At 52.2% G+C, this 20,840-nt stretch carries 21 protein-coding genes and 1 riboswitch; of the genes, 8 read left to right on the top strand and 13 right to left on the bottom strand.

Features of this window, described 5'->3' with window-relative positions; genetic code table 11:
• Window positions 1–134: 134 nt before the first annotated feature.
• Complete coding sequence (locus HZU75_RS02105) at window positions 135–518, bottom strand: hypothetical protein (RefSeq protein WP_180307566.1); 384 nt, start codon at window positions 516–518, stop codon at window positions 135–137.
• Window positions 519–593: 75 nt separating this feature from the next.
• On the opposite strand from HZU75_RS02105, the gene def reads away from it, so the two are divergent.
• The gene (gene def / locus HZU75_RS02100; RefSeq protein ID WP_180307565.1) at window positions 594–1,118 is read left to right on the top strand and encodes a peptide deformylase; all 525 of its coding nucleotides are present in this window, start codon (window positions 594–596) and stop codon (window positions 1,116–1,118) included.
• Between the two features lie 51 nt (window positions 1,119–1,169).
• Here the strand turns inward: def and HZU75_RS02095 are convergent, their stop codons facing one another.
• Window positions 1,170–1,523 carry a translation initiation factor Sui1 gene (locus tag HZU75_RS02095; protein ID WP_180307564.1) on the bottom strand — a complete coding sequence of 118 codons (354 nt, stop codon included), beginning with the start codon at window positions 1,521–1,523 and terminating at the stop codon, window positions 1,170–1,172.
• A gap of 49 nt (window positions 1,524–1,572) precedes the next feature.
• Here HZU75_RS02095 and HZU75_RS02090 point away from each other — a divergent pair, with 49 nt between their 5' ends.
• Window positions 1,573–1,917, top strand: coding sequence for a 2Fe-2S iron-sulfur cluster-binding protein (locus tag HZU75_RS02090; RefSeq protein ID WP_180307563.1), 345 nt, complete (start codon window positions 1,573–1,575; stop codon window positions 1,915–1,917).
• Between the two features lie 54 nt (window positions 1,918–1,971).
• Here HZU75_RS02090 and HZU75_RS02085 read toward each other — a convergent pair whose 3' ends face one another.
• The 9 genes from HZU75_RS02085 to fliW form a co-directional block, all read right to left on the bottom strand.
• Window positions 1,972–2,793, bottom strand: a complete 822-nt coding sequence (locus HZU75_RS02085) for a thymidylate synthase (protein ID WP_180307562.1) — start codon at window positions 2,791–2,793, stop codon at window positions 1,972–1,974.
• Between the two features lie 89 nt (window positions 2,794–2,882).
• A complete protein-coding gene (locus HZU75_RS02080) occupies window positions 2,883–4,952 on the bottom strand; it encodes an ATP-binding response regulator (RefSeq protein WP_180307561.1) in 2,070 nt (689 codons plus the stop codon).
• Window positions 4,953–5,033: 81 nt separating this feature from the next.
• Complete coding sequence (gene greB, locus HZU75_RS02075) at window positions 5,034–5,591, bottom strand: transcription elongation factor GreB (protein ID WP_180307560.1); 558 nt, start codon at window positions 5,589–5,591, stop codon at window positions 5,034–5,036.
• Between the two features lie 23 nt (window positions 5,592–5,614).
• Window positions 5,615–6,823 carry a 23S rRNA pseudouridine(2605) synthase RluB gene (gene rluB / locus HZU75_RS02070; RefSeq protein WP_180307559.1) on the bottom strand — a complete coding sequence of 403 codons (1,209 nt, stop codon included), beginning with the start codon at window positions 6,821–6,823 and terminating at the stop codon, window positions 5,615–5,617.
• Between the two features lie 128 nt (window positions 6,824–6,951).
• The gene (locus HZU75_RS02065; protein ID WP_180307558.1) at window positions 6,952–7,407 is read right to left on the bottom strand and encodes a hypothetical protein; all 456 of its coding nucleotides are present in this window, start codon (window positions 7,405–7,407) and stop codon (window positions 6,952–6,954) included.
• Window positions 7,408–7,500: 93 nt separating this feature from the next.
• Window positions 7,501–10,062, bottom strand: a complete 2,562-nt coding sequence (mutS, locus tag HZU75_RS02060) for a DNA mismatch repair protein MutS (RefSeq protein ID WP_228028155.1) — start codon at window positions 10,060–10,062, stop codon at window positions 7,501–7,503.
• A 55-nt stretch (window positions 10,063–10,117) separates the two neighbouring features.
• The gene (gene tilS, locus HZU75_RS02055; protein WP_180307557.1) at window positions 10,118–11,503 is read right to left on the bottom strand and encodes a tRNA lysidine(34) synthetase TilS; all 1,386 of its coding nucleotides are present in this window, start codon (window positions 11,501–11,503) and stop codon (window positions 10,118–10,120) included.
• A complete protein-coding gene (locus HZU75_RS02050; protein ID WP_180307556.1) occupies window positions 11,472–12,440 on the bottom strand; it encodes an acetyl-CoA carboxylase carboxyltransferase subunit alpha in 969 nt (322 codons plus the stop codon). Before HZU75_RS02050 ends, tilS begins: the two co-directional genes overlap by 32 nt.
• A gap of 146 nt (window positions 12,441–12,586) precedes the next feature.
• Window positions 12,587–13,000, bottom strand: coding sequence for a flagellar assembly protein FliW (gene fliW, locus HZU75_RS02045; protein WP_180307555.1), 414 nt, complete (start codon window positions 12,998–13,000; stop codon window positions 12,587–12,589).
• 218 nt (window positions 13,001–13,218) lie between these two features.
• On the opposite strand from fliW, the gene flgM reads away from it, so the two are divergent.
• Together flgM and HZU75_RS02035 are read left to right on the top strand one after the other, a co-directional pair.
• The gene (flgM, locus tag HZU75_RS02040) at window positions 13,219–13,494 is read left to right on the top strand and encodes a flagellar biosynthesis anti-sigma factor FlgM (protein WP_180307554.1); all 276 of its coding nucleotides are present in this window, start codon (window positions 13,219–13,221) and stop codon (window positions 13,492–13,494) included.
• Between the two features lie 6 nt (window positions 13,495–13,500).
• Window positions 13,501–13,956, top strand: a complete 456-nt coding sequence (locus HZU75_RS02035) for a flagella synthesis protein FlgN (protein ID WP_180307553.1) — start codon at window positions 13,501–13,503, stop codon at window positions 13,954–13,956.
• Here the strand turns inward: HZU75_RS02035 and HZU75_RS02030 are convergent.
• Entirely contained in the window at window positions 13,953–14,942 is a 990-nt protein-coding gene (locus HZU75_RS02030; RefSeq protein WP_180307552.1) for a type II secretion system F family protein, read from the bottom strand. The two genes, HZU75_RS02035 and HZU75_RS02030, sit on opposite strands and share 4 nt — an antisense overlap.
• Window positions 14,943–15,037: 95 nt before the next feature.
• A riboswitch (Lysine riboswitch) is annotated at window positions 15,038–15,235 on the top strand.
• 83 nt (window positions 15,236–15,318) lie between these two features.
• On the opposite strand from HZU75_RS02030, the gene dapA reads away from it, so the two are divergent.
• Complete coding sequence (dapA, locus tag HZU75_RS02025) at window positions 15,319–16,191, top strand: 4-hydroxy-tetrahydrodipicolinate synthase (RefSeq protein ID WP_180307551.1); 873 nt, start codon at window positions 15,319–15,321, stop codon at window positions 16,189–16,191.
• A gap of 131 nt (window positions 16,192–16,322) precedes the next feature.
• Here the strand turns inward: dapA and HZU75_RS02020 are convergent, their stop codons facing one another.
• Window positions 16,323–17,612 (bottom strand): nitronate monooxygenase, encoded by a 1,290-nt coding sequence (locus HZU75_RS02020; protein ID WP_180307550.1) that lies wholly within the window; start codon window positions 17,610–17,612, stop codon window positions 16,323–16,325.
• Window positions 17,613–17,882: 270 nt separating this feature from the next.
• Here HZU75_RS02020 and bioF point away from each other — a divergent pair, with 270 nt between their 5' ends.
• The 3 genes from bioF (at window position 17,883) to bioH (ending at window position 20,774) form a co-directional block, all read left to right on the top strand.
• Window positions 17,883–19,064 carry an 8-amino-7-oxononanoate synthase gene (bioF, locus tag HZU75_RS02015; RefSeq protein ID WP_180307549.1) on the top strand — a complete coding sequence of 394 codons (1,182 nt, stop codon included), beginning with the start codon at window positions 17,883–17,885 and terminating at the stop codon, window positions 19,062–19,064.
• A complete protein-coding gene (locus tag HZU75_RS02010) occupies window positions 19,061–19,924 on the top strand; it encodes a Rossmann-like and DUF2520 domain-containing protein (protein ID WP_180307548.1) in 864 nt (287 codons plus the stop codon). Before bioF ends, HZU75_RS02010 begins: the two co-directional genes overlap by 4 nt.
• Window positions 19,925–20,003: 79 nt before the next feature.
• Window positions 20,004–20,774 (top strand): pimeloyl-ACP methyl ester esterase BioH, encoded by a 771-nt coding sequence (gene bioH, locus HZU75_RS02005; RefSeq protein WP_180307547.1) that lies wholly within the window; start codon window positions 20,004–20,006, stop codon window positions 20,772–20,774.
• Window positions 20,775–20,840: the final 66 nt, after the last annotated feature.

Below are 20,840 nucleotides of genomic sequence, written 5' to 3'. Positions count from 1 at the left end.
AGATGGCGGTAAAACCTTACAAAATCAAGACCGTTTGGCGGAATAATTTTACCAATTATGGGTATATAGCTATTAGCTATGTTTTATTGAGGTTATGGTGATATACCCTTTGATTTTTGTTGTAAGAAAAATGTTTAATTTTGGCCATTAATGCGAATGGCATGTTGCAGCTGCTGTTTAGGCCAGGCTAAGGTGGTACGCGAAGCTGATTGCAACCACCGAGTTAAACTTTCACGGCGGTAATCAATTTCTTCGGCACTCAGACCCACAGCCTCGACTAATAAAATGGCCGCCTCAAAACAAACCTGCTCATCCGCAATCGGTGCCCAAGCCAGAAAGGCTTGCTCTTCACCCTGCCATAGCCAATAGGCATGCTCGTAATCGTCGGTAATCGCAATCTGACCTGACCTCAAACTTTTCAATTCAGACAATGCCAGCTCGGCCACCGCCAAATAAAACTGCCATGCGTGTAATGTGGTTTCGTCCATATCGACGGTCGGGTCATAAAAAGAATGCATGGCGATAGCTTCCGGTAAAAACGGGGTGTTAGTATTTAGCGCAAGGGCGAATTTTATGCGATAAGCGAGGAATTGATGGCGATTTGTTCGGTGTTAAAAATGGGCGACGCGCGCTTGCGACGTCAGGCGCAGTTGGTGAGCGACTTTAACACGCCAACACTGCACGCTTTGATTGTCGACTTGTTTGAAACGATGCAGGCCACGGGGGGCGTGGGGATCGCCGCGCCGCAGATTGGCGTTGATTTGCAGGTGGTCGTGTTTGGTTTCGAGCGCAGCGAGCGCTATCCCGAGGCAGACGCTGTACCGCGTACCGTGTTGATTAATCCGGTGATTACGCCGCTGGGCCAGCAGGAAGAAACGGGCTGGGAAGGCTGCTTATCGGTGCCGGGAATGCGCGGGCAGGTGCCGCGTTATACGCAAATCCGCTATCAAGGTTTTGATGAGCAGGGCGTCGCCATTGACCGGCAGGTGAGTGGTTTTCACGCGCGACTTGTGCAGCATGAGTGCGATCATCTGTGGGGTATTTTGTATCCGCAGCGTATTCGCGATATGACGCAATTTGGTTTTACCGATGTGCTGTTTCCCGAGCGAAAAGACTAGGGGTATTGCTTGCTAAGATTGATTAAGATTCATCTGGCTTGATATACCCATCTAGCCACCAGCCAATTTGACCTGCCAGCGGGTGGACAGTTTTTTTGCGATCAAGTCGCGATGATCGCCCTGTATTTCAATCACGCCATCTTTGACGGTGCCACCGGTGCCACACAAAGTTTTTAGCTCTTTGCCTAGCTGCGCCAAACCAACGGCATCGAGTAATACGCCGCGCACTACGGTTACCGCTTTACCGTTACGACCTTTGGTCTCGCGGCTAATTCGCACAATGCCATCGCCAGTCGGCATACTGCTGCGCTGGCATTGGCAAGCGGCAATCGCTTGTCGGCAGCCCGGACACATCCGGCCTTGTTCGGTTGAATAAACTAATCCACCTGCTGCGCTTTTTTTCATCGGCTGCTATCTTGAAAACAATCCTGCATTTTAACGTGAAAGAGCCGCGATGCCGAAGGTGACATTTTTGCAGCCTGATCAGGCGCCAATTGTGGTGGACGCCGAGTTGGGCGTAATGCTGATTGAGGTACTGAAGCCGCTAGTGCGGGCGGGGCAATTGGCCTTGGCTTGGCGTTGTGGGCAAGGCACGTGCGGCGCTTGCCAAGTGTATTGTGCGCATGCCGCCAGTGGGCACTGGATCGATTTGAGCGGCAAGGAGCGAAATGTACTAATCCGACATGCAGCCCAGCCGCTCAATATGCCACTGACGATTTTTGATTCACCGCGCCAAGTGAGATTGGCTTGCCACTATTGCATCGAGCGCGATGTGGCAGTCAGTCTGACAAAAATATAGGGTATATCAATCTAGGGCTGTTATGAATTGCTCTTGAACGATATACCCACTGAACTATACCGCTACTGGTGCCTTGATCGCTGGATGTGGATCGTAACCTTCGAGCGTAAAGTCTTCAAATTCAAACGAGAAAATATCGGTTTTAGCCGGATTCAGTTTGAGTACTGGCAGGCTGCGCGGCTCACGCGAAAGCTGCTCTTTCACTTGTTCAAAGTGATTGCGGTAAATATGGCAATCGCCGCCGGTCCAGATAAAGTCGCCCGGCTGTAGATCGCATACTTGTGCCAGCATCAGCACCAAGGTTGCATACGAGGCGATATTAAATGGCACGCCGAGGAATAAATCCGCGCTGCGCTGATACAGCTGGCACGAGAGTTTGCCGCGTTGATCAGCATCACCTGGCTGCGCAGGGGCAACGTAGAACTGGAAAAAAGCATGGCATGGCGGGAGCGCCATATTTTCAATTTCGCCGACATTCCATGCGGACACAATAATCCGGCGCGAATCGGGGTTGGTTTTTAGCTGTTTCACCACTTCGCAAATCTGGTCAATATGGCGGCCATCAGCGGTGGGCCAGCTACGCCATTGGTAGCCGTAAACTGGGCCCAGCTCGCCATCCTCGCGCGCCCACTCGTCCCAAATCGTTACGCCGTGCTCTTGCAGCCAGCGCACATTGGTATCGCCACGCAAAAACCACAGCAACTCATTAATAATCGATTTAAGGTGGGTTTTTTTGGTGGTCACCAGTGGAAAACCTTCGGCCAGATTAAAGCGCATTTGGTGGCCAAAAATCGATACAGTGCCGGTGCCGGTGCGGTCTTCTTTGGCTACGCCGGTATCTAACACGTGTTGTAGTAAATCTAGATATTGGCGCATCGCAAAAAACCTCACAGAAAAAATAAAAGCCACAGCGCGATGGCGCGCTGTGGCTGTCGATTTTAACTCATTTCCACGCTTGCGGCGGACTAGGCTTTATTACTAGGCGCCGAAGGCAGGGTGACGATGAATTTAGCGCCTTGGCCAAACTGGCTTTCGCAGCGAATCTGGCCGTACACTGCTTCAACCAGTTTTTTCACAATCGATAAGCCCAAGCCCGTGGTGTGCTCGCCACCTGTTGGGCGTGCAGAAAGACGGCTAAATTTCTTGAACAGCATGCCGATTTCGTGTGGCGCAATGCCCGGGCCATGGTCAATCACGGTAATCTCTACCCCATCGGCAGTTAGCTCAGCCTTGATATCAATACTTTGCTCATTGGGCGAGTATTTGATGGCGTTGGAAATCAGATTGTCCATTACTTGCCAAAGTGCCTGACGATCAGTGCGGACATGCAGCATGCTGGGGGTGTAATTGATGGTTTGCTGCTTGCTTGCCAAGCGCTCACGCCAGGTAACCATGGTGTCTTTGATTAGCTCGTCCAGATCAACGTCTTCAATCTGCATCTGCACCGAGCCTGCTTCCAGGGCATCATGGTCGAGTAGATTACTAATGATGCGTTGCATCCGGCCAGCTAGCAGGTGAATGCCATCGAGGCGCTCTTTGATTTTCTCAGTTGGCCAGCTATCAAGTCGCTCATTGAGCAAACCGGCCATACCTTGAATGCTGGCGACAGGGTTTTTCAGATCATGCGCGGCAATTGCGAGTAGTTCGTTTTTCTCTTGATTGAGATATTTCAGTGCTTCATTGGCCGCCTCGAGTTGCAAATTGCGGGTGGCTAGCTCGGCGGTGCGATCCGTCACCAAATCTTCCAGATGCATACGGTGTGATTGCACGGTGTGCGACATTTCATTGAATGTGCGTGCCAGCTCGCCAATTTCATCGCTACGGTGCAGGTCCAGTTGATTGGTGGTTTTGCCTGCAGCCAAGCTGCGAATCGCATTTTTAAGGCGGTCCAGTGGGCGTGCAACATCGTTGCGCAATACCAGTGCCAACAAACCTAGCTCAACCGCTAGAGCAAAGACCCCCAAAATGAGCACCATACTGGCTGACCAAGCGGCTTTTTCTTCCAGCAGGCGTTTCGGGTAAACGGTGACAAATAGCCAGTCAGCCCCTTTGATGGGCGCGATACCCAGCCAGTTTCTACCATCAACGCTTTCCACAAAACGATCTTTAGCACTGGCTTTACTGACCGCTTTGAAAATATCCTGCAAAGCTTGGTCACTTTTACGCATATCCAAATGACCCGCTGCCGCTTCAATCTTCCCCATGTAATCCGGGTGAGCCAATAGCAAACCGGTACGGGTAAAAATCATATTGTGAGTGCCAGGAATACTCACTGTATTGGTACGGGTGATCAGCTGTTCTAAAGGAATATCTTGCCCAACACCACCAATGTATTTACCCAAATAATCGATCGGTGTTACGACAGATACCATCCATTCCAGCGCTTGTTTGTCGTAGTAAATGCCAGTCCAGAAGGTGTTACGCGACGGGTTGCGCTCTGGCAACGCTCCCAATTCGGTTTCAATGTCCTCGGCAAAATCGGCGACCGATCCATTGCGGGCATAATTGAGCTTGGGTAAATACATCAAGCTCACATCTGAGACATTTAAATCGATAAAGGTGTCATAGCTACGGGCACGATATGCAGGGCCATATTGACTAAGGATTTGATGCCCGATCACCACCTGCCGCATTAATTCTGCAGTTTGTTTAACGCTGGGTAAAAGGGCTACTGTTGCTTGATGCTCGAAATCATCATTTTCAGCTTTTATTCGCCACATCCCATCCCGATCTTGGCGTAGCAGGGCGTGAAACTGGCTGCTCAGATCTGTGTTTTGGGCTGCAGAATATTGACGAATAAAATCATCGCGAATTAATTTGGTATTGGATTCCGCACTTAGAAATAATTCACTTTCCAGTTGGCTGCGAGTGTCAATATATTTGGAAAGGTTGACCAGGGCCTCTTCCTGAAGGCGCACGTAGCTATAGTAATAGCTAAGCGCCGAAATCAAGCAGGCTGCAATCGCAATACGAACCGCCATGCTGCGTAAAACACGACGAAATAAGCTGCTGGTAGCGTGGTTATGTGAGTTCATGCCAGAACAATACCAGTAGCATAGCAAGGCTGGCAAAACGGATTACATAAAATTACCAAGTTGTCGTTGAAAAGCAAACACTTAGCTTTCTATTTTTGTATAGCGCACTTCGATGATTTCAAGCTCTTCGTGCCCGGATGGCGTACGTAGGAGTACTACATCGCCTTCGCGCGCTTTGATCAACGCACGCGCCACCGGCGAGGTCCAGCTAATGTGATTAAGCGGAAAATTAGTTTCATCGATACCGACAATTGATACGGTTTCTTCACGCCCATCTTCACGTAGATAAGTAACGGTGGCGCTGAAGAAAATTTGATCGGTCGCCTCACGGGCTTCCGGGTCAATCACTTCCGCGGCTTCAAGTCGTTTACTTAAAAACCGAATGCGCCGGTCGATTTCACGCAAGCGCCGTTTGCCATATTGATAATCGGCATTTTCGGATCGATCGCCATTGCTAGCCGCCCAATTGACTACTTGGGTGACATGCGGGCGTTCTTTATTTACCAAATCGAACAGTTCGGTTTTCATCCGCTGCCAACCTTGCGGTGTCATGTAGTTTTTACTACCCGCAGGTACTTTGAGTTCTGCGGGTAGATCGTCTTCATCACCATCGGTTTCTTTGGTAAAGGCCTTGCTCATAGCCAAATTCCTACGTGCATGAATTAGCGCGGTTTAACCTGACCCATCATGGTCAAATCAGCCCACTTCATCACTGCAAGTACTTCTGTTTCGGTTAGCTCATAAAATTGGCCGCGTTTCAGACGCCCTGGCAATTTGAACATCCCAAAGCGAATCCGCATCAGGCGGCTTACCATCAGGTCATAGTGTTCAAACATCCGGCGCACTTCGCGGTTACGACCTTCTTTCAGAACCACATGGTACCAATGATTTTGGCCTTCACCGCCCCGATCTTCAATACGGCTGAAGTTGGCTGGGCCATCATCGAGCTCAATACCATTGACCATCTCTTTCATTTGCTCAGGGGTTAGCGCGCCATGCACGCGTACTGCATACTCGCGCTCGACCTCAAAACTAGGGTGCATCATCCGGTTGGCCAGCTCACCCGAGGTGGTAAATAGCAACAAGCCCGAGGTGTTGAAGTCCAAACGACCAATCGCTACCCATTTGCTTGAATAAATGCGTTTGAGGCGATCAAATACGGTAACACGGCCTTCCGGATCATCGCGGCTGACCAGTTCGCCTTCTTCTTTGTGATACATAATCACACGTGGCAGACGATCTTGCCATTTGAGCGCGATGCGTTTGCCATCAATACGCACCTCATCGCCGGGGCTGACTTTAGCACCCAGATCAGCGATTTTGCCATTCACGCTCACACGCCCAGCTTCGATGATTTCTTCCATTTCACGACGCGAGCCAATACCAGAAAAGGCCAATGCTTTCTGCAGACGCTCATCGCCAATTTGATCGGTGGTTAAACGTTTTTCACGTAATTGTTTCTGCGCCGCAACTTCGTGCTGAGAACCATGCCGTTGCGGCATTTTTTTTGCACGTTTTGCTGTGGGGCGGGCTTTACTATCGCGAATAATCGTTTGAGTTTCTGGGCTTGCGCTAGTTTCAGTAGTCGGTTTAATACCTTGTACTTCACGTGCCACGGCAGTTTTTGCGATTGCTTGCGCTACCATGCGACTCATGCCGCTGGTAGGTGAACTGCGTTTTTTGCTGGTTGCGGGTGTCGCCGAACGGCCCATATCGGGGCCGGAGGTTTTCTTTTTCTTGGTATTCGCAAAACGTGATTCACCAGTAGCGGACTGCCCACGAGCACCGAGTTTGGATGTTGCGCGCTGTTGATCGTTCGCTTTGGCTTCTCGAATAGCCGGTTGCGGACGACGAGCTTTAGTGGTTTTCATGGGGGTATGTGCCTGTTGAATAAGTGATGATTATACCGTGTCTACCGTTTGCTTGCGAATGAGGCGCAAATAACAGAGCCGCCCTAGAGTGAACTCCTAGTGGCGGCTCATTGTGAAGCGAAATGGATTTATTGTTCGTTGGTAAAGAATGCAATGCAGCCCAAGCTGGTCATGCCCAGATTAAATACTTGGCCTTGCATGCTCTCACCCAATGCATCGAGTTCGAGCCGACGCTGAATTTCAAATAACACTTCAAGCTCTTTAAACCATTTTAATAGACGAGTGTCATTATTGAGATAAGTTTCAATCTTCTCTTTGTCTGGATGATCGCCAATCACGGCTACTTGACCTTGTGCGGTGCTGCGCAGCTGGTAGGCTGGGGGCACGTGGACTTGGGCATGGGCAGCCAGATGGCTTGCCAGATCATCACCAAAGCGGCTCAACTCGTTGGCTGCACTGGATTTAAGATCACTTAATTCAATACCGTCTTGAGCGCCGGAATCTGAAACCATTCGAGCCAAATCCAGCAGGGTGGTGCCTTGCTGGTCAACAATCGGTTCTGAGAGGTCAGTGGCAGAATTCATGATTTATCCTTAAAGATACTTGAAGATTAGGTCCTGTGTTTAGGCTAGCTAAATTACGGTCAAGATGCCGTGTAAATATTGCCTAAAGTTGATCTAAATTAGTTCTTTGAGTTTATAGATCATCTCAAGCGCTTCGCGAGGGCTAATTGCATCAGGGATTATCCCATCTAGCATTTCGACCGCCGGATGTGATTCTGGTTCCGCTTCAATAGTTAAGCTGGGGGCAAACAGATCCGGTTGCAAGCCATGATGAAGGCTAGATTGCTCCAGTTCCTGCAATTTGCGTTTGGCGCTGCGCACCACTTCTTTCGGTACGCCCGCCAGACTAGCGACGGCAACCCCATAGCTTTGCGAGGCAGGGCCTTCTTGCACTGCGTGCAAAAAGACGATCCGATCTTTATGCTCGACTGCATCCAAATGAACATTCGCCACTTGCGCATAATCTTGCGCTAAACGCGTTAGCTCGAAATAATGCGTAGCAAACAGCGTGTAGCAGCGGTTTTTCTCGATCAAGGCTTTGGCGATCGACCAAGCCAGCGCCAAGCCGTCAAAGGTTGACGTGCCACGGCCCACTTCATCCATCAGCACCAGACTATGCTCACCGGCATTATTCAAAATATTGGCCGTTTCAGTCATTTCGACCATAAAGGTCGAGCGGCCACCGGCCAAATCGTCGCTTGCGCCAATTCGTGTGAAAATGCGGTCAAGCCGGCCGATTTTGGCGGCAGTAGCAGGTACGTACGACCCAACGTGAGCCAGCAACGCAATCAGTGCCACCTGGCGCATATAGGTCGATTTACCGCCCATATTCGGGCCGGTAATCAGTAGCAGTTTGCGCGCCAGATGAAAATCAACGCTATTGGGAATAAAGTCGTCGATTTGCTCTTCAACCACCGGATGGCGACCCGCTTCAATATTGAGTACGGCCTCGTCGCAAAATTCAGGAGCGATATAGCCTGAGAGCTGCGAACGCTGCGCCAAGCACACCAAGACGTCGAGCGTGGCGACCGCCTGAGCAGTCAAACGCAATGTTGCCAAATGTGCTTGTAGGCTGTCGAGTACTCCTTCATACAACTGCTTTTCTAATGCCAGCGCTCTATCGTTGGCTGACAGGGCTTTTTCTTCAAATTGCTTTAACTCCGGCGTGATGTAACGCTCGGCGTTTTTCATCGTCTGGCGACGACGATAATCGTCAGGTACCTGCCCAGTGTATGAGTTAGTAACCTCAATAAAGAAGCCAGCTACGCGGTTATACTCTACTCGTAATGTCGCAATACCGGTGCGTTCGCGCTCACGCGCTTCCAGCATGGTTAAGAATTCACCGCAATTGTTTTGAATGGCGCGCAGCTCGTCTAAATCGGCTGAATAGCCATCGGCAATCACGCCGCCTTCGCGGATTACCACGCCCGGTTCGGGCAAGATCGCTGCGGCGAGATTTTGGTAGATGGCTGGTTCGGCCTGCATCGCGTGCGCGAGGCCGTCGAATAGGCCTCCGCTTGGCATTTGCGCCGCCAGATCGGGCAGTACGCGCAAACTGTCGCGCAGGCTGGCCAAATCGCGTGGACGGGCAGATTTGAGTGCAATGCGCGACACAATCCGCTCAATGTCGGCGATTTCGCGCAATTGCGCATACAGATTTTCGTTCTGGCCAGCATCAAGTAGCGTGCCAATCGCCGCTTGGCGTTCCAGAATTTTGCTGTGGCTGCGCAACGGATGATGTAGCCAATTGGCTAATAAGCGTGAGCCCATGCCGGTGGCACACTGATCCAGCAATGAAAATAGTGTTGGCGCGGCTTCGCCACGGATGGTTTCGGTGATTTCCAGATTGCGGCGTGTGGCCGCATCCAGCTCTATAAACTGGCTATGCGATTCAACGCGCAATCCTGCCAGTGCAGGCAGCGCGCCACCTTGGGTGCTGCGCACGTAGTCGAGCAGCGCGCCAGCTGCACCCAGCGCCAGTAGTGGTTCACTAATCCCAAAGCCTGCCAGATCATGCACGGCAAAATGGCGGGTTAAATTGCGCTCGGCGCTGGCGCCGTCAAATTGCCAGCTAGACAAGCGGCGCACTGGTGTACGCAATTGATCAAATAGCGTGAGTTCAGCTTCATCGCTAATCAAAATCTCGGCAGGGCGTAGACGTTCGAGTTCGGATGGCAGCTTTTCAACGTCGGTGTCCATCAGCGCAAAGTCACCCGACGCGAGCGAAAGCCACGCCATACCCATTTTGCCGCGCACCATGCGGATCGCCAGCAGGCGGTTTTCTTGTTTATCGTCGAGCAGCGCCGCGTCGGTTAGCGTGCCTGGCGTAATCACACGCATCACTTTGCGCTCAACAGGGCCTTTGCTGCTGGCAGGGTCGCCAACTTGTTCGCATATCGCCACCGATTCGCCCAGTTTGACCAGTTTGGCCAAGTAAGGCTCTAGCGAGTGAAACGGGATACCCGCCATTTTAATCGGCTCGCCTGCGCTGCTGCCACGGGTGGTCAACGTTATGTCGAGCAGGCGGGCGGCTTTGATCGCATCATCAAAAAACAGCTCGTAAAAATCGCCCATGCGATAAAAAACCAGCTTGTCTTGGTGCTGACCTTTAAGAGCCAGATATTGCTGCATCATGGGGGTGTGAGTTGGAGTATCGCTAACTGTTTTTTTTGCCATGATGATATTTGCTTGGGTATCTGTTTAAAGTTATTTTTGGTATTGGTTTAGCGACTTACACCCTGTGGGTGTATGGCCGCCATTCAGGTAGCCAGCCCGTCTCGCCTGCGCTTGCTTGAAACTGCGCATTCACCCCGAGACCGGGCATTGCTGCCAGTTGCCCATCAATATAAATCAAGGGCGTGGTTTCGCGTAGCCAAGGTGCAATCGCCGCCGCTTGGCAATGGGCTTTGAGCGAGCGGGTGGGGCGGTTGGCCGCCAGTTTAAATTGCTCACCGCCTTGCCGTCCTTGAACGCTGATGGTGGCGGTATTGAGCCAGTGCTCGGCAATCCCGCCGGTTTCGCACTGGGTCCAACGCAACTCGCCGTGCCAATCCGGTAAATCATTGCCTGCGAGTAGGTTGGGCGTAATGGATTGGGTTGGCCCCGCTTGCAGACTCGCCTGCGTGATATGCAAATGTCCCTGATAGCGCCGAATCGCCGCATTGCGCCATACCAGCGCCGGGTGCGTGTCATCCGCTGCGTCGATCGCCGTGCGCAATAGTTCATTAAACGCCCGCAGCTCCAACACAATGCCCGCCAAGCCCAGCCAGTGGCGCAAGACATTTTTTTGTCGCACCGAGCTGAGTTGTTGCCACGGCGCAAGCGCTAAAGCCGCGTCATTGCGGCAGATGGCGAGATCTTGTTCGGCAATCTCGATGAGTAGTTCGTTTACTTCGCTTTGATGTATGGCGCTACGAGTTAAGGTAGTTAGGGCTTGTGGCGATATACCCATGATAGCGGGCATCACATTATGCCGAATATCATTGCGGCGATATTGCGTATCCTGATTACTTTCGTCTTCGACCCATTGCAGAGCATGTGCTTGCGCATAGTCTAATAGCTCGGCGCGTGGCGTCTGCAGTAGGGGGCGCAGTAGCTCAATAGAGCGAGTCAGCTGGCGCTGCACAGGCATAGCGGCGAGGCCGGCTGGGCCGCTGCCGCGTAGCAGATTGATCAAGATGGTTTCGGCCTGATCGTTTTGATGGTGAGCCAGAATGAGCGCATCGCAATCTTGTTGCTCGTAAACGGCATAACGTGCTTTACGCGCCGCACCTTCAACGCCGCGCCCTTGCCTCAGATCGAGTTGCACATGCTGAACTGCACATGGTACGGCAAGTTGGCAGGCGAAGGCCTGCGCTTGCAATGCCCAAGTATCAGCATTGGGCGACAGGCCATGATGCACATGTACTGCAGTTAGCTCGAAATCGAGTTCGTCCCGCAAGTTGGCCAGCCAGTGCAGTAGCACAGTCGAATCGAGCCCGCCCGATAAGCCGACGCATAATCGGGCGCGCGGCAAATTAAAACGGGAGCCTGCGCTCCCGTGTTGGATAAAGCCTGCGATCAGATCGTAGGCTGCTTGCCAGCTCTTAGGCTGCAGCTTCTTCTTTGTATTTGCCATGTTCCATCAAACGGTCAAAGCGGGCATCAAGCAATTCATCAACACTTTTCGCTTTCAGAGCTTTGAGCGAATCAGCAATTGATTTTTTCATGGTGGCCATCATCGCTTGCGGGTCGCGATGTGCGCCGCCAATTGGCTCTGGTACTACTTTGTCGATCAAGCCCAAAGTCTTCAGGCGAGATGCAGTAATGCCCAGCGCTTCGGCTGCATCCGAGGCGCGTTCGGCGGTTTTCCACAAAATCGTTGCGCAGCCTTCGGGTGAAATTACCGAGTAAGTTGAGTATTGCAGCATTTGCACGACATCACCTACGGCAATCGCCAGCGCACCGCCTGAGCCGCCTTCGCCAACAATCGTGCAAATGATTGGTACTTTAAGTTGTGCCATTTCAAACAAATTACGACCAATCGCTTCCGACTGGCCACGCTCTTCAGCGCCAATACCAGGATAAGCACCGGGGGTATCCACAAAAGTGATCACCGGGATGTTGAATTTTTCGGCTAGCTTCATCAGACGCAAGGCTTTGCGATAGCCTTCTGGGCGCGGCATGCCAAAGTTACGCGCGATTTTCTCTTTGGTATCGCGACCTTTTTGATGACCAATGACCATCACGCTCTGGCCATTAAAGCGAGCCAAGCCGCCAACGATTGCCAGATCATCGGCAAATGCACGATCACCGTGCAATTCCTGAAAATCTGTAAACAAGCCAGCAATATAGTCGTAAGTGTATGGGCGCTGTGGGTGGCGCGATACCTGCGAAATTTGCCAAGGCGTTAGTTTCGAATAAATGTTCTTGGTGAGTTCAAGGCTTTTTTTCTCAAGGTGAGAAATTTCAACCGAAATATCAACTGCCGAATCATCCTGCACGTAGCGCAGCTCTTCGATCTTGTTTTCAAGCTCTGCAACCGATTGCTCGAAGTCAAGGAAGGTGGTTTTCATGCTCTAAAACTCCAGAGGCGCTAGCATAGCGCAAGCAGGCAGCCGGCATGGCTGCCCCAAAAATTGGACGCAATCATACAACAAGGCTGCGGCAAACCCAAGTTAAACTCAGTAGTTAGATTTGTTGCCGTGCAGCAAATGACCGGCTAGGTATTGCTAAACACAATGTTGGCTTTGAGGCCGATCTTTTGCAAACCCTTGCGCGACCTGAGGTTGAGCACCAGTGGCGCCATGGTATTGGCACGGATGGCTTCATTTTCTGGTCGGGATAGAATCAGAAATAGCATTGCCTCGTTTGGGTCGGTTAAATCAATGCTAGCGCATTCATCGTCGTCCAAGGCCAGTACATAGTTAAAACCTAAGTGTTCGGCCCCAACAATTGAGAATGCTACGCTGGCATCGTCCAGCGACTGAAGCCAATAAACGCTTGGATTGGGTTTTTCTTCATGTAGAAGTTTATAATTTTTGCAATCATCAAAACCGGGCAAACCTGCGGGGAAATGAATAATAGTGTCTGGGTCAACTTCGATGGGGCCAAATTGGCTTTGAAAAACATCCATGAGATGATTCTCCCGAACGGTAGCGTTAAAATTTGATTAGCTACATTACGCGATGGCCTATAAAAATACCATTTTAGTCGCTGCTGCTGTGCAGAAATGTATTAGAATTATCTGATAAAAGGTTGAATCGCTAAAGAATTTCTCACGCAGGCCGATTATAGGCATAATACTGAAATAACTGGGCGATGACCGCCGTACACCACGGTAGGGGAAACATCATGAAAATCGATAACACAGGCAAGCCATTAGCGAGTTTAGGCGGTAAACCGTCAGAAATTCGCAGCGCTGCCAGCGGCAAAGCTAATGAGACCGCACCTGTAGAAAGTAACAGCGTCAACAGCAAGCTCTCTGGCGTTGCGAGTAATGAAGCGACATTTGATGCCGATAAAGTAGCCGAAATTCGCGCCGCAATTGCTGAAGGTCGTTTTTCTGTTAAGCCAGAGGCAATTGCCGATGGTTTGTTATCGAGTGTGAAAGAGCTACTCGCACGTTAATCGGTTATGGGTCATCACGTCACACTAGAGAATTTGATAGCCGCTGAACTTGAAGAAGTTCAGCGGCTTCTTGCTTTGTTGTCCCAAGAGCAAGATGCACTAATTGATCGCCAGTTCGATCGGGTTTCACAATTAATTGACGCCAAATCAGCCGCGCTGCAACAGTTAGAGTTGGCTAGCACGCAACGTGCACAATACTGCGCAGCGCAGGCACTACAAAGCGTGGACGCTATCGAGGCTGCATTAGGCCCCGCTGTGCAAATCTGGTTCGATCTGTTGCAGAATGCCAAGCTTGCGGAAACGATGAATCGCACCAATGGCCAATTGATTAAAACTCACGAAGAAGTAAACCAATATTTGATGTCTACACTGGCTGCGCAGCGTAACCCAAACGTCGGCTACAGTGCCGACGGCAAGCTGAGTCAGCTCACCTCGATCAGTCGTCCTTTCGATCGCGCTTAAGTCTCGTAGTGTTTGAGTGGCTCTGGCAGTTGCTGGCTAAATGCATTACTGCCAATTAATTGCCACGCCATCCACAGCGCCACCCCTGCATAGATCAAGCGCGGTAGCCATGCCGCAAATTGTCTTGCACTATGGGTGAGGTCTGCCGTTAGCTGCCCAGTAATCCGCTCTAGCATTTCAGGCAATCTGCCGCTTGCTTCCCCCGTTTGCACTAAGGCGACGATAGTAGGCTCGTTCAGCCAGGCGTATTTGCCGATGCTTTGACTTAGACTCTGCCCTTTTTGCAAATCGTGCAGTAGTCGCGTATTGCGCAGCTGAGCGCAATGTATCGTTTCGAGTGCCGATGGTATCGCATCAAACATTGGCACTCCCGCCTCCAATAGCATCGCCAGGCTGCCAAAAAAATGGCGTTGCAGACTGCGCTGGTACCATCCACCCAAGCCGGGTAGCTGTAATAGTAGCGAAGTGAATGGGGGCTGTGGATTTTGTTCTATGCCTTGCCAAATCCAGCGACCCATTTGCATCAACAGACCAATCAACAACAATGGCCAGATCACCGAGATCACATACGCACCGAACCCTAGCTTGCCAGCGGCAAGCGCCGGTAGCGGGCCAATGATTAAACCCAAGACTAGCAAAAGTGCGGGCTTGAATAGCTGCGCATACACTTGCTGGCTTAGCCGCGCATGCAATGCTGCTTGCTCGCCAATCCGTTGATAGGTGTTGGCTGGGCTGCCTGCAGTGCAAGCTGCTGCAACGAGTGTTGATTCCAGTGGAGTAAATAATCCCGAGAGCTGTCCGGCTTTGGCGACGGGTTTGCCACGGCGCAGATGTTTTGCCATTGCTTCGAGCCGAGTAGCTAAAGGGCCTGATCGTTTAAGACTGGCAAAGGCTTGCTCGGCGGATAGTCCGGCGCGTTCTAGTGCAGCCAGCTGCAAAAATAGATCGGCGCGGATGCGCCAGGGAAGTGGTTTGGGCGGGCTCATGACGCCAGTATTTACCAGCCGCCAGCGCAATGCTAGCCCGATTGTGTCAGCGGGATTGACTTTTTAGCTCACTCGCATTGAAAATACAGGCTTGTAACGACAAGAGAGGCGCCTTGCCCAGGTTGTATTGCTGAGGAAATCACATTCCAATGACGCAGTGCTAGGGGGTGCAAGGCCGAAGTGTTGAGTGCTGTGATGCATTTAACGCTGGTTGCAGGGGCTGAATCCCCTGGACTGTCAGTGCTCACTGTGTGCCTTGCCGCGCATTGGAGTGCTGGAGTGCTCTTGGTGATGATTTATATTTACGCGCCTGTTGGCGTTGTCATTGCCGCACTTTTCCTCTCTCCAATCGTTGTTTTTTGATTTGGAGAATCGCATGTCACTGAACCCTCGTACTATCACTCTATGGACCGCGCTCATTACGCCGTTCGCCTCTGATGAATCCCTCGATTTTTTCGCATTAACAGCATTGCTGCGCGAGCAAGAAGACGCTGGTGCTGGCGTGCTGCTGCTGGGCTCAACAGGTGAAGGCAGCAATCTGACGCTGGCCGAGCGTAAAGCCGTCTTACAGCACGCCTGTAGCCTTAATTTAAACGTGCCGATCATGGTTGGCGTTGGCGGCTTGGATCTGGCGAGTCAGCTCGAATGGCTGGCTTTCTGTGAAACCTTACCAATACACGCCTATTTACTGGTCACTCCTATCTACGCCAAACCCGGCGCCGAAGGTCAGCGCCGCTGGTTTAGCGCATTGATGAATGCAGTCAACAAGCCCTGTATGCTGTACAACATTCCATCGCGCGCGGGAGTGCCGCTGTCCGATGTTGCGCTAGCTGGTTTGATTGAGCATCCTAACTGTTGGGCAGTCAAAGAATCAGGTGGCAATGCTGCGCGGTTTGCCGAGCTTAAAGCCGCTTTCCCAAGCATTTCGTGGTATTCGGGTGACGATGTGCTATTTGCCGAACACGCCAAGCTAGGTGCAACCGGTTTGGTGTCGGTCGCCAGCAATGTTTGGCCGCAGCAAGTGGCGCGCTGGGTAACGCAGGGCTTGGCGGGTGAGGTAATTGGCGATTTGCTGCGTACCGCATCTGAAACCCTGTTTTTGGCCGCCAATCCAATCCCAGCTAAAGCTATTTTGCACCACCAAGGCCGCATCGCCTCGAACGAATTGCGCTTGCCACTGTGCGCAGCAGATCTGAATACGCTAGAGCCAATTTTGGTCAAAGACCAAGAAATCGCCGCTTTAGCGTAACGCTCTAGGGTGGGTATTGCTATCTAGCTATTAACTGGAATAGCTTTGCAGGTGATACCCTTTATTTTTGCGATGACTTAGCCCACAAAAAACCCGCTTAAAAGCGGGTTTTTTGTTTCGCACGGCAAAATTTAAACCGCTGTTTCATCCAGTGGTGGCAGCGCGATTTGGTTGTCGGTGCTGAACTGGTAATCTTTAAACACGTGCTCGGCAGTCAGCAATTGGTAGCGGCCGTCTGGCAAGACATTGGTCGTGTCTTTCAGGCGGTAGGTGTAGTGACCACACGTCCAGCAATCGAAATTGCGCATGTGCGTACACAGGCAGGTTTTCTCGTAAACGTGAATTTCTGAGATTTTTTTCGCTGTTGGATTTTCTTCGATGACCTTGTTGTACGCCTGAATGTACGAGCAGCTGCCATTGGCATCGAGCAGATAGCCGTAGGCTTCGCAATTCGGGCGAATGCCTGAACCAATCGCTGGCGTATTTTTCATCATGCGCATAGGGTAGCCGGTTGGTGAAATCTGATTCACCTCGATCAGCTCTTCCGATGCTTTGTAATATTCCTGCTTCACATCATCGGGCAGACCGCACTCTTTGGTGACGGTAAAGCGTGTCGCCACTTGTACGCCGCCGCAGCCCATTTCGAGGAATCGCACTGCGTCCGAACCTGTAAATACGCCACCTGCGGCGATGACGGGCATATTGTCGTAACCTTGCTCTTTAATCCACGCTACCACTTCGGCCACGATGTCTTCGAGCTTGTATTGTTCCCAGTCCATGCCAAAGCCGAGGTGGCCACCGGCGAGCGGGCCTTCAACCACGACGTAATCGGGCAGGCGGCCAGTGCGGGCCGATTTTTTGATAAAGAGCTGCAGTGCACGTACGGATGACACAATAATGCCGAGCTTAGCTTCACGGAAACGTGGGTGATCTTCGATCAGCGAGAATGAGCCCAAATGCAAGCCTGCCGCCAGCGTAATACCGTCGATGCCCGCATCAAGCGCAGCGCGCATCCGCACGCGCAGTGTTTCTTTCGGGCCATTCATCGTCAGCTTTTCCATGCAGTTGATGAAAATCAGACCGTCGCCTTGTTTGCGTTTCATCGTGCCTTCAACATGCAGGCGTGTGGCTTCTTCGAGCTGCGCGAGGTCAAACTGCACCACAGATTTGTCACTATTAGCGACATTGAATTTGTATTGTTTGAGCTTGTCTTTCACATGCTTGGTGTTATAGCGACGGTCGGTAACGGTATTGATCATCGCATCCGAAATATGGCCGATACCGCCGAGGCGACAGGCTTCGAGCGCCAAATCGGCAGTCGAAATATCAACCCCCATGCCGCCAATCATAATTGGCACGTACTTTTTTTCATTCCCTTCAAGGTCTTTAAAGGTCAGGCGAAAATCATCAACACGCTTCATTCAATCTAATCCACTGCTTTATGGGCGCCCAAATTAAAACATTCGTTTAGATTTGTGGCACATAAAATCGCTATTTTTCAGAAGTGGCAATCATATCCTTAAATGACCATGTGTGGTGCATTCCAAGCATGATGATGCGCAATAAATTCGGCATTACAACGCAAAATCTGGGGTAAATATTCCATGTTTTAAATAGGGTTATCGCCCGCACTGAGCGGCGGTGAATTTCGGTAAAATAAATCAAACTATCCTTCCCGCAGAAAGGCGCCGATGCCGCAATTAACGATTTTTTCCCAGTTGGCCGATGAATTGGCGCAGCGCAAAGCGCAAAGTCTCTACCGAACTCGCCGCGTGCTCGATTCTCCGCAAGGCGCGCGCGTTAAATTGAATGGCCGTGAAGTACTTAATTTCTGCAGCAATGATTATCTCGGTTTGGCCAATCATCCCGCGCTGATCGCCGCCGCGCAGCAGGGTGCTGCCGATTGGGGCGTGGGCAGCGGTGCGGCGCATTTGGTGACCGGGCATTTTACGCCGCAACATACTTTGGAAGAACGCCTCGCGGCGTTCAGCGGCAAACCCGCGGCCATTTTGGTGTCGACGGGTTTTATGGCCAATCTGGCGGTGATTCCTGCCTTGGTCGGCCGTGGCGACGCGGTTTTTGCCGATAAGCTCAATCACGCCTCGCTCAATGATGCGTGCCAGCTGGCGCGCGCTGACTTCAAACGCTTCGGAAACAATGATGTGGCGCAGCTCGAACGATTACTAGCGCAATCGGATGCAAAACGAAAACTAATCGCCGTCGACGCGGTGTTTAGCATGGACGGCGACATCGCGCCGCTGGCTGATTATCTGGCACTGGCCGAGCGTTACGACGCGCTACTGTATATCGACGACGCGCATGGCTTTGGCGTGCTCGGCGACGGGCGCGGCACACTGGCAGAATTGAGTATCGATTCGCCGCGCATTATTTATATGGCGACGCTGGGCAAAGGGGCTGGCGTGGCTGGGGCGTATATCGCGGCAGAGCAGGTGGTGATTGATTATCTGATTAATACCGCTAGGGCGTATATCTACACCACCGCCGCACCGCCGTTGCTGGCCTGCGCCTTGCACGCCAGCCTGGATGTGATCGAACAAGATACTGAGCGCCGCGAACGACTCCAAGCTCACATTCAATACTTCAAACAGTTTTTCGCCACCGAGTTGGCGGGAACGGGCTGCGAATTGCTGCCGTCCGATACCGCAATTCAACCCATCATCGTCAAAGACAACGCCACCGCGCTGGCCCTCTCGCAAGCCTTGCTCGACGCCGATATTCTGGTTGCAGCTATCCGCCCGCCCACGGTGCCGACACCACGGCTGCGCGTCACTTTATCGGCCGCACACAGCACCGCAGAGGTGGCGCTGCTGTGCGAGCAGATTAAGCGCGTTTTGCTCGAGTGCCACGCATGAAAACGGTGAATCTGATTGGCGCGGGACGCTTGGGTAAAAGCATCGCAAAATTACTGCAAGCCACTGGGGAGTATTGCCTTGCAGGAATTTATTCCCGTAGTTTAGCGAGTAGTACTGCCGCTTTTGAATGGATAGCTGCGGGTGAGGTGGTGGCGCAGCTTGGCAATTTGCCAGCCGCCGATTTATGGCTCATCGCCGTGCCAGATGGCGCGATTGCGGGCGTGGCCGCTGAACTGGCTGAGCTTAAGCTCATCAAGCAAGGCGCGGTGGTGTTTCACGCCAGCGGTGCGCTTGGGGCGGAGCAGCTCGCGCTATTAAAAGCGCAAGGCGCGCGCGTTGCGAGCTGGCATCCAGCGTTTTCCTTCGCCGATCCGGTTCGGGCGGTGAGCACGTTTGCCAATACGTTGTGCGCGCTCGAAGGCGATGTACACGCTGTCGCGGTGCTCAATGAAATGACCGCTGCAATTGGTGGTCGCCCTTTTGTGCTTAGTAGCGAAGCGGGTGCTAAAGTGGCCTACCACGCCGCACTCAGCATGGCGGCCAATTACTTGGTGACGCTCAGTGACTTGGCTTTGCAAACCACAGCTCAGGCAGGTATAGCGCCAGAAGTCGCGCAGCAATTGGTCTGCAGCCTAATGCGTCAGACTTTAGCCAATGTCGAAACAATCGGGCCGTATGCCGCTTTGACCGGCCCGATTGTGCGCGGTGACGCCAGCACGGTGGCGCAGCATTTGGCGGTGCTGCCTGCTGCAATAGCTCTGTCGTACCGCGCGCTAGGCGTGGCAACCGTGGCTTTGGCGGGCGAGCGCCTCAGGTCGCCGCAAGCGCAAACCCTAAGTCATCTACTGCGTAGCGAATAAGTTTCATGCCCCAAACGCAGCATTGATCGCCGTGAAGCGGTAAACTGCGCCTCTATTATTTTGCAGTTTGGTAAATGTGATGTGGATTGAAACACGGGGGCGCGGCCCCGATGTGGTGTTGCTGCACGGTTGGGCGATGAATGGCACGGTGTGGAACGCCGTCGTGCGCGAACTCGAACAAGACTTTTGCGTGCACGTCGTCGATTTGCCCGGCCACGGCGGCAGCAAGTTGGCCGACGATCAAACGCTAACTTTGCAGGCGATGGTCGACGCGGTCGATGCGCAATTTCCGTTTCCGGTGCAAGTCGTTGGCTGGTCGCTCGGTGGCGCGGTGGCGACGCAGTGGGCCTTGCAGCAACGAGATAAAGTGCGCTCGCTGACTCTGGTCGCATCCAGCCCGTGTTTTATGCAGCGGACCGACTGGCAACCGGCGATGGCGCAAAAAGTGCTCGAGCAATTTGCCGCAGTGCTGCAAACCGATTGGCAAGGTACGCTGAAACGGTTTATCAGCCTGCAAGCGATGGGCGACGCCAGCGCGCGCGGAGTGACGCGTGAATTGCTCGCCGATTTATTCAAACACGGCGAGCCTAAACTTTCTCATTTGGCCGATGGCCTGAATATCCTGCGCGACACCGATTTGCGCACCGAGGTGGCCAAAGTCGATTGCCCAGTGCTGCTGCAATACGGCGATCGCGACACGCTCACACCGCTCGACGCCGGCATGTGGCTGGCCAAAACGCTGCCGCAAGCGCAATTTAAATTGCACTACAAAGCCGCGCACGCGCCATTTTTGTCGCATTTGGCTGATTTCGTTAGCACTCAACGTGAGTTTCTTCAGGCCAATATTTGATTCTGGCTCTGCTTTGGGCTCCAGGCCACACTGTTTTTTTTGCAATTAGTTCTTGGTAACGCTTGA

This window comes from Chitinibacter fontanus (genome assembly GCF_013423785.1).
GTDB lineage: Bacteria > Pseudomonadota > Gammaproteobacteria > Burkholderiales > Chitinibacteraceae > Chitinibacter > Chitinibacter fontanus.
The sequence above is the reverse complement of the archived record's forward strand: the minus strand, read 5'-3'. Positions and strand labels throughout refer to the sequence as shown.

Bases quoted from the DNA above. Each gene is read 5' to 3' on its own strand.
- HZU75_RS02105 (WP_180307566.1), bottom strand. From the start codon at position 518: ATGCATTCTTTTTATGACCCGACCGTCGATATGGACGAAACCACATTA.
- def (WP_180307565.1), top strand. From the start codon at position 594: ATGGCGATTTGTTCGGTGTTAAAAATGGGCGACGCGCGCTTGCGACGT.
- HZU75_RS02095 (WP_180307564.1), bottom strand. From the start codon at position 1,523: ATGAAAAAAAGCGCAGCAGGTGGATTAGTTTATTCAACCGAACAAGGC.
- HZU75_RS02090 (WP_180307563.1), top strand. From the start codon at position 1,573: ATGCCGAAGGTGACATTTTTGCAGCCTGATCAGGCGCCAATTGTGGTG.
- HZU75_RS02085 (WP_180307562.1), bottom strand. From the start codon at position 2,793: ATGCGCCAATATCTAGATTTACTACAACACGTGTTAGATACCGGCGTA.
- HZU75_RS02080 (WP_180307561.1), bottom strand. From the start codon at position 4,952: ATGAACTCACATAACCACGCTACCAGCAGCTTATTTCGTCGTGTTTTA.
- greB (WP_180307560.1), bottom strand. From the start codon at position 5,591: ATGAGCAAGGCCTTTACCAAAGAAACCGATGGTGATGAAGACGATCTA.
- rluB (WP_180307559.1), bottom strand. From the start codon at position 6,823: ATGAAAACCACTAAAGCTCGTCGTCCGCAACCGGCTATTCGAGAAGCC.
- HZU75_RS02065 (WP_180307558.1), bottom strand. From the start codon at position 7,407: ATGAATTCTGCCACTGACCTCTCAGAACCGATTGTTGACCAGCAAGGC.
- mutS (WP_228028155.1), bottom strand. From the start codon at position 10,062: ATGGCAAAAAAAACAGTTAGCGATACTCCAACTCACACCCCCATGATG.
- tilS (WP_180307557.1), bottom strand. From the start codon at position 11,503: ATGGCAAATACAAAGAAGAAGCTGCAGCCTAAGAGCTGGCAAGCAGCC.
- HZU75_RS02050 (WP_180307556.1), bottom strand. From the start codon at position 12,440: ATGAAAACCACCTTCCTTGACTTCGAGCAATCGGTTGCAGAGCTTGAA.
- fliW (WP_180307555.1), bottom strand. From the start codon at position 13,000: ATGGATGTTTTTCAAAGCCAATTTGGCCCCATCGAAGTTGACCCAGAC.
- flgM (WP_180307554.1), top strand. From the start codon at position 13,219: ATGAAAATCGATAACACAGGCAAGCCATTAGCGAGTTTAGGCGGTAAA.
- HZU75_RS02035 (WP_180307553.1), top strand. From the start codon at position 13,501: ATGGGTCATCACGTCACACTAGAGAATTTGATAGCCGCTGAACTTGAA.
- HZU75_RS02030 (WP_180307552.1), bottom strand. From the start codon at position 14,942: ATGAGCCCGCCCAAACCACTTCCCTGGCGCATCCGCGCCGATCTATTT.
- dapA (WP_180307551.1), top strand. From the start codon at position 15,319: ATGTCACTGAACCCTCGTACTATCACTCTATGGACCGCGCTCATTACG.
- HZU75_RS02020 (WP_180307550.1), bottom strand. From the start codon at position 17,612: ATGAAGCGTGTTGATGATTTTCGCCTGACCTTTAAAGACCTTGAAGGG.
- bioF (WP_180307549.1), top strand. From the start codon at position 17,883: ATGCCGCAATTAACGATTTTTTCCCAGTTGGCCGATGAATTGGCGCAG.
- HZU75_RS02010 (WP_180307548.1), top strand. From the start codon at position 19,061: ATGAAAACGGTGAATCTGATTGGCGCGGGACGCTTGGGTAAAAGCATC.
- bioH (WP_180307547.1), top strand. From the start codon at position 20,004: ATGTGGATTGAAACACGGGGGCGCGGCCCCGATGTGGTGTTGCTGCAC.